8 protein-coding genes are annotated in these 14,781 nt (G+C 35.4%); 1 reads left to right on the top strand and 7 read right to left on the bottom strand.

Annotation, left to right across the window (positions count from 1 at the left end):
• Positions 1-307: 307 nt before the first annotated feature.
• The 6 genes from PF572_04635 to PF572_04610 all read right to left on the bottom strand — a co-directional run bounded on the left by PF572_04635 (position 308) and on the right by PF572_04610 (position 8,380).
• Positions 308-889 carry a hypothetical protein gene (locus PF572_04635; GenBank protein ID MDA3840350.1) on the bottom strand — a complete coding sequence of 194 codons (582 nt, stop codon included), beginning with the start codon at positions 887-889 and terminating at the stop codon, positions 308-310.
• Positions 840-1,859 carry an NAD-dependent epimerase/dehydratase family protein gene (locus tag PF572_04630; protein MDA3840349.1) on the bottom strand — a complete coding sequence of 340 codons (1,020 nt, stop codon included), beginning with the start codon at positions 1,857-1,859 and terminating at the stop codon, positions 840-842. Before PF572_04630 ends, PF572_04635 begins: the two co-directional genes overlap by 50 nt.
• An 89-nt stretch (positions 1,860-1,948) precedes the next feature.
• Positions 1,949-4,048 (bottom strand): S8 family serine peptidase, encoded by a 2,100-nt coding sequence (locus PF572_04625; GenBank protein MDA3840348.1) that lies wholly within the window; start codon positions 4,046-4,048, stop codon positions 1,949-1,951.
• Positions 4,049-4,188: 140 nt separating this feature from the next.
• Positions 4,189-5,475, bottom strand: coding sequence for a glycosyltransferase family 1 protein (locus tag PF572_04620; protein MDA3840347.1), 1,287 nt, complete (start codon positions 5,473-5,475; stop codon positions 4,189-4,191).
• Between the two features lies 1 nt (position 5,476).
• A complete protein-coding gene (locus PF572_04615) occupies positions 5,477-6,484 on the bottom strand; it encodes a rod shape-determining protein (protein ID MDA3840346.1) in 1,008 nt (335 codons plus the stop codon).
• A gap of 3 nt (positions 6,485-6,487) precedes the next feature.
• A complete protein-coding gene (locus tag PF572_04610) occupies positions 6,488-8,380 on the bottom strand; it encodes a DUF4012 domain-containing protein (protein MDA3840345.1) in 1,893 nt (630 codons plus the stop codon).
• 352 nt (positions 8,381-8,732) lie between these two features.
• Here PF572_04610 and PF572_04605 point away from each other — a divergent pair, with 352 nt between their 5' ends.
• Positions 8,733-11,360: an AAA family ATPase gene (locus PF572_04605; protein ID MDA3840344.1), complete on the top strand. Its 2,628-nt coding sequence runs from the start codon at positions 8,733-8,735 to the stop codon at positions 11,358-11,360.
• Between the two features lie 218 nt (positions 11,361-11,578).
• On the opposite strand, the gene PF572_04600 is transcribed toward PF572_04605, so the two are convergent.
• Positions 11,579-14,779 (bottom strand): hypothetical protein, encoded by a 3,201-nt coding sequence (locus PF572_04600; protein MDA3840343.1) that lies wholly within the window; start codon positions 14,777-14,779, stop codon positions 11,579-11,581.
• Positions 14,780-14,781 lie beyond the last annotated feature (2 nt).

The following is a 14,781-nucleotide window of genomic DNA, read 5'->3' as shown; positions in this document are numbered from 1 at the left end:
GTCGGTGCTGTCCAGGCAGCAATAAGTGACTGAAAAGAAATAGATAGCCCTAGAACTAGAGCGATTGTGATTATAAATTTTAGTTGTGATTTTAACATATTAGTTGAATTATTAGTTTTTAATTTAGAATTTTGATTAAATTTTGAATTACTTAATGTTTAAAAAATTAAATATTATAATTTGATTCGAAATTCGAAATTTATAATTAGAAATTGTTTAACTTTTTTCTAATAACAAACATTTTTTCCTCTCTATCATCTCTATAAATTTTTGAATGACATTTTTTGATTTAAACTTAAATTTATTCCTATTTTTGTTCAACAACGCCATTCCTTAGTTCATTCAACCTATCCAATCTTACTTGTGCCTCTGCTTCTAGTTGAGCCTTTTCCTCGGGACTCATCGCAGCAACCTCTTCTTCTGTTGGTCCAGGAGATCCACCACGCAATGCATTGAGTTTTTCTAATCTGAGCTTTGCTTCATCTTTTTGCTTCTCTATTTCTGGATACTCATAAACCGAATAATCTTTACTCTCAATTTCTTTCTGTAAATCTGTTTTTTCAGAAATAACATTATCAACCTTTTCTTCAGTATTAACTTGACTTGATTGATTAATTAATTTTTTTTCTGCAGAATTATTAACACCCTTATTGACGACAATCATCAGTATTGTCAAAACAGATAAAGATAATATTAATAAAAGGATTGTTATCGCTGTTTTTGGATTCATATATTTCTTGTCTGTCACACCATATAGTGGACTAGATTTATTATTAAAATTAAATTTATTTTTTGGGAGGACCTGTCCTCCGAATCCGCCAGCTGGTGGAGCAGGAGGATTAAATTGAATCAGTGATTCTTCTAATCCCCTTGTTAGCACGTAGGTCATGAATAGTTGCCTCGAGTCCTTTATCTAGTGTTTGGATAGGCAACCAACCCAGCTCTGACCTGGATTTATTAATATCAGGGATAGCAAGAGGGGTAATAAAAAAGTGTTTATCCGCATGTCTAACTTCCGATTTAGAGTTGAGCATTTTAACTATTCTATGAGCAATATCAAATACACTCACTTCGACATCAGAACCTATGTTGATAGGCCCTGCACTCTCTGAATCCATCATTTTAATAGCAGCGTCCACTACATCAGTCACGTAACAAAAGGTTGAGTGAAAATTCTCATCAGCTGGAATATCAATCACTTTATTATCAAGAGCGTTCGTTATAAAATCGGGTATCATATTCCCATCATCTAGTTTCATCCTGGGCCCGTATGTTCTAAATAGGCGAATTATTTTGGCATCAATATTATAAATATTACGATAATTATCCACCATAGTCTCGGCAAATCTTTTACCTTCGTCGTAAGAAGATCTTTCAGAAAGAAGATCAACTCTGCCAATCATTTTTTCTTCTACTTTTTTACCTCCGTCCTCTCTTGGGCCATAAATAACTGAAGAAGAAAAATGCAAAAACTTTGATTCGTACTTGATGGCTAAATCTAATAGATTCTTCGTACCGAGAGAATTTGCCAGAAGAGTATTAATAACATTGTCCTTAAAGTTTAGTGGAGAATTGGGACAAGCTAAATTATACACTTCTTGGATTCCTTGAAACTGAATCTTGAAGTTTTGTAATTCAGGAAGATTTTCAAGATCTATTGGTTGGGTAATATCGTGTTTTATAAATTCAAAATTTGGGTCCGACAAAAGATAATCAATATTCTTCTCATCTCCAGTTAAAAAATTGTCGAGACAAATAACCTTAGAATTTTTTACTAGTTCTTCACAAAGATGAGAGCCAACAAATCCAGCACCACCAGCTACTAATATATTTTTTTTATCAAAGATTGCCCTTTTCATATTTTATTTTTTTCTAACTATATATTTATTAATTAATGGTCCTACCCGACTAACTATTCACTAAATAACGGGCCTGCCCTGCTAACTAATTAGTTAGTTGACGGGTTTATTAATTTTATTACTGACACATTAAGCCCACCACTATAGGTATTTTCATATGCATAAAAAGAGCTCAAGAGAACTCCGCTTGTACTATAAACTCTAAGATGTGGAGTCCCGCCTGGACCAGCCCCAGCTATTATCTCCATTTTATTGTCTTTATTTACATCTCCCAGAGCAATATTAACACCACCCCTAAATTTCTTATCGAAGACAAAAAACTGATTTAAAACAGCTCCAAAATTGTTAAATATTCTTACATGAGGTCCACCACCAGGTCCTGGGGATGTTATTATTTCTTTTTTATTTCTACTAGAACCTCCATCAATATCTCCAACATGGACTTTTACACCACCGCGAAAATTCTCATCATAAGCAAAAAACTGTCCAACAACCCTACCATCACTTTTAAAAATACGCACTTGAGGTCCCCCTCCAGTTCCTGTCCCTGTAACAATTTCTACCTCTCCGTCTCCATCAATATCACCAGCAGAAACATTCACCCCTCCTCTAAAATTATCATTGTAAGCAAAAAATTGACCTAAAACATCTCCATTTTTGTTAAATATTCTCACGTGTGGTCCTCCACCAACTCCTGCCCCAGTTATTATATCATCTACCCCGTCGTCATTTACATCAGCAACGGCGACATTAACACCTCCTCTGAATCCTGAATTATAGGCAAAGAATTGATATTTCAATTTTCCATTAGTATCAAAAACAACAACGTGTGGCCCTCCACCATTTCCCGCCCCCACAACTATTTCTTCATATCCATCACCATCAATATCTCCAGTGGCTATGTTGGCTCCACCTTTAAAGTTCTCTGTATATGCCAAAAATTCTGATTTTAGGTTTCCTTTTTGGTCAACTATTTTTATATTACTAGACTTGTTTGAAGCAGGACTAACAACTATACTAGCTTCATAGTCAACAAAAATTTCTTTAGCTTTTGATACTGCCTTATAAGCATTAACTCGACCAACACCCATTTTTCCAAAGTATTCTGGGTTTAGTTTATTAATATTATCACTAGTATCAAGAAGTATTCCGACCACCTCGTCCCTACTTAAATTAGGATTCACTTGCTTGATAAGAGCCACAACTCCACTAACAATTGGAGCCGCCATGGATGTCCCAGACCAGTATCCATCATAATATTTATCAAAAGAAACACTGTTTGTTGAGTTATCAGGAGAATACACCGATGTTGAAAACATACTTACTCCAGGGGCTGAAATATCTATACAATCATATCCAAAGCTTGAAAAGTTTGATTTTTGGTCTAACGGATCAGTCGCCGCTACTCCTATTACCCAATTTTCAGAATTCCCATCATTACAGACTGGGTACATTTTTTTGTCATCAAGAGAGTGACCAAGGCCATCTTCCCCCTCATTACCAGCCGCAGCGACTATAATGATTCCAGCGTCATAGGCTCTTTTTATTGCTGAATTTAATTGACTTGAAAATCCAAAACCAACAAAAGAAAAGTTAATTATATCAGCACCATTTCGGATAGCATAATCAACAGCATTAACTACTTTATTTGTATCCCCTTCACCGCTCCCATTCAGAACACGAAGTGGCATAATTTTAGCATTCCAAGTTACTCCAACCACACCAGCAGCATTGTTTCCTGAAGCAGCAGCAATGCCAGCAACAACAGTGCCATGAACAACACCGTCTTCAGTAAAATCAGCATCAAACTTTGGTGATGGATCAGGAATATGATCAACGAAATCCCAGCCATTCAAATCATCAACATAGCCATTATTATCATTGTCAATATTATCTCCAGCTATTTCATTTCTATTTATCCAAATATTGTCTCGTAAATCAGGATGACTAATCTGAACACCACTATCAATAATAGCAATTGTGATATCAGGAGTTTCACGAATAATGTTCCAAGCGTCCACGGCTTTTATCTTATTGAGGTACCAAGCGTTATTAAAATAAGAATCCGTTGGAATAATAGCTGATTTAAATGTATTGTTTTCTAAATTTATTGCGCCAACAAAACCAAATGGCAATAAAACCAAAAAGATTAATGATGCAACAAAAATACTTGTTAACTTTTTTTTCATAACAGTTTTATTATAACATATTTTATCTAAAAATTAAAAGCAAAAATATATCATTACATAACAATAAAAAAACCTCTTTCGAGGCAAGTGAAATATTCTAATCGCACAAATTTATTATCTTGAATTTATATTAATACCCACTATGTTTTATTAAGTAGTTTTAAAATTTCGCCGGCAGTTTTTGACCAAGAGAATTTTTTTACTCTTTCGGCTCCTAGTTTCTTGAGTTCATCTCTTAATTTTTCATCGTTGATAATTCTACTTATCGCCCCGCTCATATCCTCTACACTATTTGGATTAAATAATAGAGCTGCCTTCTTTGTAATTTCTGGGATTGATGCTGCCCATGAAGCAGCAATAGGAATACCACAGGCCATGGATTGCAACAAAGGGATTCCAAACCCTTCGTATTTTGAAGGGAAAACAAAAGCATCAGCTCCGTTAAATAAATAAGGCATATCAACTTCTTCAACCCACCCTGGTATTATTAAATCATTTTCTAGTCTATAATCCTCAGAAAGTTGCATAACTTCATCAATGCCAAAACTAGCGCTTCCCACTAGAACTAACTTATGTTTAATATTCTTATCTTTTTCACGCATTATTGCATATGCCTCAACTAGCTCAGGAATATTTTTCTTCTTATCAATCCTACCAACGTAAAATAGATAGGGACCTGTTATACCATATCTGTCTAGAACTTCCTGAATTTTTTCTTTATCTTCTATCTTTTTATAGATATTATTATTATAACCATTATAAACAACTTCTACATTTTTTACTTTGTCACCATAAATGTCAATAATTTCTTTTTTTGTAAATTTTGAGACTGTTAGTACGGTTTTAGCTTTTTTGAGGGCAAATTTTGTTGACCAAAAAAGATAATCAGTAGTGTTGGCTCCGAATTTTCCAAGTGTAAAAATGCGAACAATTACATTTATAAATTTTTTATAAAGATTACTTTCTGGTCCCATCCTATCTCTTGAATAAAAACCAGTATTATTTACAAAGCCAATATCATGAATAGTTACAATAGATTTTTTAGGATGAATAATAGGTAAAGTATGAGATGGTACAAACAAAATATCCGGTCGACTAAATATCATCTCGAGAGAAAGTCTGCCTTGAGTCCATAGAAAATTAAAGTTCCATTTGAGAACTTTGGCAGAAAAATTATTGTGTGGGCTTTTAATTCTCTGGAGTCCGTTTTTCTCAAAAATTCCCTCTGTTTCCTCTGAACAAATATCTTCAACGTCAAAGGCACACGTTAGGTCAGCAAGACCTTCTCGAAGTGGTTCGTCTGTGTATAGGATATACTCGTTTTCTGAATCAAGTTTTGCAAGTTCACGAATAATATAGTACGAATACCATTCAACGCCGCTCTTGTATTTTCTATTTGCTCGACTTGCGTCAATTCCAATTAACATTTTATTTTGTGGCCAAGATTGACCTTTTATATGAATCAAGATTATCTAGAGCGATCCCTGTCCCTTTTGCAACGCACAGGAGAGCATCATCGGCTACATAGGCTGGAACTCCGGTTGTTCGTGACAAAAGCTGATCTAGATTTCTTAGTAACGAACTTCCACCAGAAAGAACCATACCTTTGTCCATTATGTCAGCCGAAAGTTCTGGCGGAGTATCATGTAATACTTTTTTTGAAGCATTTATTATGCCCTCAAGCTCGTTCTGAATAGCTTCTGTCACATCATTACTTGTAGCTGTAATACTTCTTGGCAATCCAGTTATTACATCCCTTCCTTTAACTTCCATTGTTAGCTTACTCTCCAGGTAAAGGGCTGAACCAATATTTATTTTAATCTCTTCGGCTGTTCTCTCTCCAATGGCTAAATTATATTTTTTCCTAATATATTCAAGTATGGCTTGATCCAATTTATTCCCTCCAATCCTTACTGAAACCGAAGACACAATTCCTCCTAAAGAAATAACAGCCATTTCAGAAGTTCCCCCTCCTATATCGACTATCATGTGGCCGGAAGGTGAGCCAATCGGAATGTCAGCGCCAATTGCCGCCGCCACTGGCTCCTTAATAAGGTAAGCCGCTCTGGCACCAGCTGCAATAGTAGCGTCAATAACTGCCCTTCTTTCGGTAGAAGAAATACCAGCAGGCACCGCCACCATAACTTCTGGCCGGAGGAGTCGGACTCCTCCGATTGCTTTATTTATAAAATATCTAATCATCGCCTCAGTTATTCTATAATCAGCGATAACTCCATCTTTCAAAGGCTTAACAGCCACAATAGTATCAGGCGTTCTCCCAAGCATGTCTTTGGCTTCATTCCCAACTGCTAAAATCTTTTTATCTGTCATTGAGATTGCTACAACACTTGGCTCATTTATAACTATTCCTCTCTTTGGCAAATGTACTAAAGTATATGTAGTTCCTAAATCAATTCCTATTCTTTTTATCAACATATTTTAAAAGTTTATTTTAAATTCTCTATCAATCTCTAAATCGGCTGTCCAGATTATTCTATCACCTTCTTTGTTATTCACAAAGAATCCAACGGGTTTATACGACTCTATTATACTATCAAAATTTAAATTAACTTTCAATTCTTCAATTTTAGCCCCAGGTTGTTTTTGAAAATACAAGCTATATTCATTCTTTGCAATCGTGTCCAGGTTAAGACTGTCAGGCAATTTATACTCCAGATAAATATTATTAATCTTTCCAGGTTCAATAGAGATAAATCCAGCAAAAACGGTTTTATCTCCTTCATCATAAATAACGACTGGCTCATCACTCCCTCCCCATGACTTTATTAGTTGACTACCCTTCGGAACATATACTCTTGTGTATGAACGATATCTGGTTGTTTTCCAGTCGAATAAGCCTCTATGAGAATAGTTTATTTTCAATTTCGCAAATAGCCCCCCTACACTCTGATCAACTGAATATTCGATTGCTTTTCCCATTACTGCGTCAGTTTTATAGGCCGCCATATTAGCATCTACAACCATTACAAAATCGCCATCTGTGTCTTTTATTTCACCACTATAATTTGAATTTTTTGCAACTTCTTGAATCCCTAAGTCATTAAAATAAAACAGTATATTTTTTCTAGCCAAGTTGTCATCAATTAAGTTTATAACTTCTGGCAATCTGTCGGTAGACATACTCAATAGCTCTTTTTTTAATTTAGATAAAATATCTCCAACCTCTTCCTTTCTATGCCAAGAGGAAACACCTAAAAAAACATATTCTTTTTCAACTTTATATTGAAGCAAATCCACAAAATTGTCCTTATTATAAATCTCCCCATTTACCTCAAGTGGACCTGTGAATTCGAGCAAATCATTTACAAAATCGGGAGTAATTCCAATAACTCCAACAAAGTCGTCAATATCAGGTTCTGGAAATTTTGAGTTTTCTAAATCATAAAACCATTCAATCTTTTGAGCAGATTCTTTCCAGTCTGGTGACCAATTTGAATCACGCATATACCACTTGTCTACTAAATATTTTGCTATTGGTTCAGGTGGAGTTACATTTATCTTATCTTGCACGGGCATATCCAGATGATAAATATCATGTGTATCAAGGCGCTCTATTTCTCCCGAATCCATTTGCAGAATTCCATAAGTTCCAATAAATCCCCCAGTCGGACGAAGTTCATCACTATTTTGTAAAACTATTAAATAATTTGATTTTGTTGGGTAACCAGCCAACTTAGGCAACATCTCAGAAATTGGTAAAACTTTATTCATCAGTTCGCTCGCCTCTCTTATTTTTTCCTCAAGTTCTGAGAGTTGATCTTTTATGGGATAAAAGACGCCATTAGGATTAATACTAACTAGGCTGTCTATAGATAAATCGATATTGGCTTTTATGCCATGAAATTCGGGTGAGCTTTCATAAATTAATTTGAGAAGTTCTCTTTTTTGCACTGAATCAAGAGATTCAAAACTACGGTCAGGATTATTTGTCAGAAGGCTCTCTACTCCAAGGCCAAGATCAGCTATTCTAACACTGGCTTTACTTAGGTTAACTCCAGCCGACAAAACAAAAGACACGTCTCTCAATATATTATTTGATGTTTCAATCCTTGAAAAAATGAAATTCTCTTGTATATTTTCAAGTGCGCCCATGGCAGAAGAAAAATTATCATATGAGACTCCTGCTTTAGTTCTAGCTAAACTAAACTCTCTAGATTTCATTAATTCAGCAGATTGCTCCAAATTGTCTTTTGCAATAATTGTATGAGAATAAATATTTTTTAAGTGAAGAAAAGATCCAAAAAATAGAACAATAAAAAATAGCAACAAAATAGATGTGCTAATAATTACAATTTTGATAGTTTTGAACATATTTTCTACTTAAAATTATACTTTAATATAACAGGTATTACTTGAAAAATCAAGAAGTTTAAATTCTAAGCACTAAATCCTAAATCCTAAATACTAAACAATAACTAAATTATAATTTTCAAAATTCAAAACTGTTTTGAACATTATTATTTTTTATTTTTAATTCTGTTTAGAATTTAGGATTTAGTGCTTAGAATTTCTTAGAGATAATAATATATCCTTAATAATCGACCTATATAATAAATATTGTATTCAAGAAATTGCTCTTGACACATAGGCATTTTGGTACTATATTTGTATTAGCACTCAAAAGATTAGACTGCTAAATATATAAAATAATACTTACAATAAAATGTTCAATAAATTTACAAACAAATCTCAAGAAGCAATTATAAATGCTCAAATGATAGCCCAAGACAACGGTCAGGCGCAGATTGATTCTCTGCATATTTTAGTTGCTCTTCTTGAACAAAGCGAAAGCATCATAAAACCGATTTTAGAAAAAATGAAAATATCTCCTGAAAAATTAGAAGATGAGGTTTATGATGAAATAGAAAAGCTACCAAAGACAAAAACAAAGCAAACTCCGGGAGCCGTAGAGGGAACAGCCGAAGTTGCTATGATTTTGGAACGTGCTAAAAAAGAAGCCAATAAACTAAACGACGAGTTTATCTCGACTGAGCATCTTCTTCTATCACTTATCGGAGTCAAATCAAAAGCACAAACTATTTTACTTTCTGAAAAGATTGAATACGATGAAGTGTTAAAAATATTATCAGAAATTAGAGGCTCCCAAAATGTTACTGACATGGAGCCAGAATCAAAATATAAAGTCTTAGAAAAATACGCCAATAATCTTACCGAGATGGCCAGAAATAAAAAACTTGACCCAGTTATTGGCCGTGATGAAGAAATCCGCAGACTAATGCAAGTTCTCTCTAGAAGAACAAAAAATAATCCAGTTTTGATTGGTGAAGCTGGAACTGGGAAAACAGCTATCATTGAAGGACTTGCTCAAAGGATAGTTGATGGTGATGTCCCAGAAAGCCTAAAAGACAAAGAACTAATCAGTCTTGATCTTGGAGCGCTTATTGCTGGTGCAAAGTTTAGGGGTGAATTTGAAGATAGGTTAAAAGCAGTTTTAAAGGAAATAAAATCTCAATCAGGCAAGATTATCTTATTTATTGATGAATTACATACTATTGTCGGCGCTGGTGCTTCAGAGGGGTCAATGGACGCTTCTAACATGCTCAAACCTGCCCTAGCCCGTGGTGAAATAAAAACCATTGGTGCAACAACCACAAAAGAATATCAAAAATATATTGAAAAGGATGCAGCTCTAGAAAGAAGATTCCAGCCCATTCATGTCGCTGAACCAAGTATTGAGGATACAATTTCTATCCTTCGTGGCATTAAAGAAAAGTATGAAGTTCATCACGGTGTTATTATTACCGATGATGCTACAATTGCTGCTGCAAAATTATCTGCTAGATATATTACGGATAGATTTTTGCCTGACAAGGCAGTCGATTTAATTGACGAAGCTGCCTCAGCCCTTAGAATGGAAATTGACTCATCCCCTGTTGAGCTCGACAGATTAAAACGAGAAGTTAAACGATTGGAAATAAATAAAGCTGCCTTAAAAAACGAAAAAAATCCTCAAAATAAACTTCGAACTCTAAATAAAGAATTAGCTGAGAAAAAAGAAAAAGCAACTCAGCTTGAACTCCACTGGAAAAATGAAAAAGCCATTATTTCTAGAGTTAGAGAATCGAAAAGAAAAATTGATGATTTAAAGGCGGAAGCTGACATTATTGAAAGAAAAGGAGATGACCTAACAAGGGTTGCTGAAATTAGATACTCTCTTATTCCTGATTTGAAAAAAGTTGTAAAAAAGCAAGAACAAGATTTGGTAAAAATACAAAAAGATGGACAAAAGATTCTAAAAGAAGAAGTTAGCGAAGAGGATATTGCGGCTGTTGTTTCAAAGTGGACAGGAATCCCAGTTAACAAAATGCTTGAATCAGAAATCAAAAAACTTGCTCGTGCTGAAGATGTTTTAAGACAACGAGTCCTTGGTCAAGATGAAGGTATTAAATCAGTCGCCAATGCTCTCAGAAGGTCACGCGCAGGATTAAATGAAGAGAAAAAACCAATTGGCTCATTTCTGTTTGTTGGTCCTACTGGTGTTGGAAAAACAGAGCTTGCTAAAACTTTGGCTGAATTTATGTTCAACGATGAAGCAGCTTTAATTAGACTTGATATGTCAGAGTTTATGGAAAAACATGCAGTTGCAAAAATCATTGGTTCCCCTCCTGGATACATCGGACATGAGGAAGGTGGACAATTAACTGATCAAATACGAAGAAGACCTTACAGTGTTGTTCTATTTGATGAAATCGAAAAAGCTCATCCAGAAGTATTTAACATACTACTTCAAATTCTCGACGATGGTCGTTTAACTGATTCAAAAGGAAGAGTGATTAATTTCAAAAACACTGTAATAATTATGACTTCAAATTTAGGAAACGAAGTTATAAAACAATACGGAATTGGATTTTCTGATAATTCAACTAAAGAGTTAGAAGAAGTCACAAGAAAAAATGAAATGAAAGATAAAATTGACAAGATATTAAGAGATCACTTTAAACTAGAATTCCTGAACAGAATAGATGAAACTGTAATATTTAAGAGTCTTCCTAAAAATGTTCTATCTGAAATTGTAGAACTTGAAATTGAAAAAGTTGAGAAGAGACTACAAAACAAAAATATCACACTAAAGATTCTTAACAAAGTAAAAGGAATGCTTACAGATAAGGGTTATGACCCAACATTCGGAGCAAGGCCTCTAAAAAGAATTATCCAAAATATAATTCTAGATGAAATTGCTATGGAAATTATTGAAGGCAAGATTAAAGAAGGAGATAAAATTACGATTGATTTAGGAGTTAAAGATGATATTTTGATTAAAGTTAGATAGAGAAACACATAGCACACAATATGTAACACGTAACAATTCTAAAACATCCAATGTCTTATGGACATTGGATGTTTTTATTTAAAGATAGGGTACTCTATAGGGTACCCTATAGAGTACCCTATCTTTAAAAATAAATTAAATATAAAAGAAGTTAGACTTCCAATAGGAAGTCTAACTTCTAAGTCTTTCTATGCTACATGTTGCGTGCTATGTGTTCCCTACCTAACTTCATTCCAGCTAGGTAGTTTTTTATTTATATCCAAGGTTGTTGAAGTTGAACAAGAATAACCAATATCATATGTTACCTCAAGATGCATCTCTCTATTATCAGCCTGATTTGGAAATACTGCTGTACTAGTGGCTGTGTTAGCATCAACAAGTGAGGTGATATGAGTAGATGTCCAAGAATAAGCACATCCTGGTATTACACATTCACCAGGTGCTCCCGGGTTATCGATTTCATTTGTACTGTCAAAATAATATACAGAAGTATCCCAGAAAAGCATTTCTTCTTCAGCGGAAGCTGAACCTTCTTCTATAAAGAAATCAAATGATGCATCCGGATGAGCGTGGTCACGGGTTGTAAATGAAGTACTTTCCCAATCAGATTCAGCACCAAAATTATCCCAAACCTTTATGTGAACGTAATATGTAGTTCCGTATTTAATGGTTACGCCTTCATCAGTTGGAATATAGTGATCCGTGGTATTGGTTTCAGTCTTTCTGTCATATTCATTTGAGTTATCTGGATTATTGTCTCTATCAAAAACAATTTCATAGTTTTCTTGAGGATATCCTTCTGGATCAACATAATCCCAATATATTTCTGGGTGGTTTTCACAGTCTGTTGAACAAGCTCCATCTAGACCATCTGATGTTCCACAAGGCAGTTCTCTAACAGCCAGGCTTTCATCAAAAGTTACGCTTGGTCTAATGTTGAGAAGACCCATTACTTTATAGGGACTATATTTACAGGCATCGACAGAACAAGTTCCGTCACAATCACTATCAACAGTGCAGTATGTACCATCGTTACTAGAGCCTCCCCCACCATCACAGACTTGATAGTCTATACAATTAGTTGACAACCAACCAAGTCCTGCCTCAGCATTAGCAGATGAGTTAGCCCCGCTCCAAGCATAACCAAATAGTTCATGAGTATCTATATCATATTCTACTCCATAGTTTTGAGCAGAACCAAGATTATCGTTACTAAGAGAAATCCAACCATCGTCACCAAGGGATATTACATGAGCCCAACCATAGATATTGCCACTTGGAACCTCTCCGCCGACAGGGTCATAACAAGCTGTGCAATTATTACCACTCGTGCATATGTTATCTGCGCAGAGACCAGCTGAATTAAAATGATTGCTGTCTGGGGTAGAAGTTGCGCTTTCAAAATTAATCCAACCGACATTCTCAGACCAGCCGTAACCGGAGAGATGACCAGTGTTTTCGTTTACTTTAACTCCGTAATATATTGGTCCTGAGGTGAGATTCTTTGAACTCATAGATATCCAGCCAATAGTTGAGGTCCAAATATAGCCGATTAGTTCTCCGTCTGGGGGGAGGTAATATACTGAGAAAGTTTCAATGTGTGAATTGCCTGCATCATCACTTGCCCTGATTTCAATAGTAGTTAAACCGTAATCGAGAGAAGAAACTGTTCTGCTCCAGTTATTAGTAGTTCCACTAATATTATTTGAACCAGGAATAGTAGACCAACCTCCTCCGTCAACTTGATAATCCACATCATCAAGACCAATATCATCTGTGGCATTTCCGGTTAAGATTATAGTGTTTGTGACTACTGTATATGAATTGCCTGTGGTTGGGGTTAGAAAATTAATGGTTGGTGGGGAGGAGTCAGGATTATAGTTAACAGTAATTACATCAACTGCAGTATTGCCTGCTGCATCAGAGGCAGTGAGAGTAATTACATTGGCGCCAATTTGAAGTGGGATACTGGCAACAGTCCAATCAATAAGCTCAGTAGCACTACCACCGCCTCCTCTGTCATTTAACCAAACTACATTTGTTACGTCTATATTGTCTGAAGCTTGAGCGGTAACTGAGATTGTGTTGTTTGAAATATTGAATGGAGTTGTGTTTGGAGTGGTGATATGTATTAAGGGATTTATAATATCCGTGAATGCGAGACAAGTGACACCATCTGTATCTAAATACCCGGTAACCACTGTTGGGGCTAAAAAATCTGATGGATCAGATTCTTCACACTTATCTGTAACTGTATTGAGAGTTCCGCCGGAGGGGCAGACGTTAGAGGTGTTTTTAAAAGTAACGTTACACCCCATGTCACAATAAACAAATTCCGTGTCTGGTGGTATTGGATTTGGTGCAATGGCTCCAAAGCAGTTTATTCCTTCACTTAACCACCACAATGATCCATCGGTATATTGACTATACCAATCGAGCAATCCCACTACTCCACATTGACTGTCAAAATCAATACTACACGGAGTATATCCAGTCATCCCACAAGTATTAGCAGGCAATGAAGTACATGAATCTGCCAATAACCCTGTTCCAGCAGGAACATCGCACCCACCCATGATTAGACTACACTGAGTAAAATCAGCATCATATTCAGAATATGCTTCACAATTTCCTGAAATATCATTATATATATAGCCACCAGGACAATCATAAATATTACAAGGCGTTGGAGCAACGTTGTTTACTGTAACAGTCACAGAGTCACAAGTTGACCAAGCACCATCGTTATCTTGAACTCGGAAATATATAGTATTACTAGATCCACCAACATTAAAATCTCGAGATAGGGTTGAGTTTGTTCCCAGTGTGGTTCCTCCGCAAGAACCACTTGACCATTCATAGGCAACAACACTACCATCAGAATCATTTGAAGATGAAGTGAAATTTATTGCTGAATCAGAAATACTTCTAGTTATACTTGATGTTGGTGGATTTGTTATTGTGGCGGTTGGAGGATTGTTTGGGGGAGAGGTTACGGTATACGGAGCATCCCCAATAAGACCAGTAAAGGTAATGTTGGTAGTATGGGTAGAAAAATAAATAGACTTAGATCCTGGGGTCATTGAAGCTGTAAATTGTTTATCAATTACAGCAGAAGTTGCATTAGCACCAACAAACACTTGATCAAGCAACTGAGTAAGCCAAAAGATTGTACTATTCTTGTTATAATACATGTCGTACGGAATAGAAAATGAATTTGGATTAGTTACAGAAATACTCATAGTCGCTATTTCTCCCGGAAAATAAGATGCCTTATCAAAAGTAACATTTAAAATCCCCGGTTGTATACCAAAAAAAAGCGTTTTTTGAGAAAAAGGAATAGTGTAAGCTTTAACTGGGAAAGCAAATAAAAAAAAGGTGGCTACAAAAAGTGGGAGAAATATTTTTTTAAATTTCATAT

The organism is Patescibacteria group bacterium (genome assembly GCA_027858235.1).
Taxonomy (GTDB): Bacteria; Patescibacteriota; Patescibacteriia; order Patescibacteriales; family BM507; genus BM507.
This window is presented reverse-complemented; position numbering and strand designations above follow the sequence as displayed.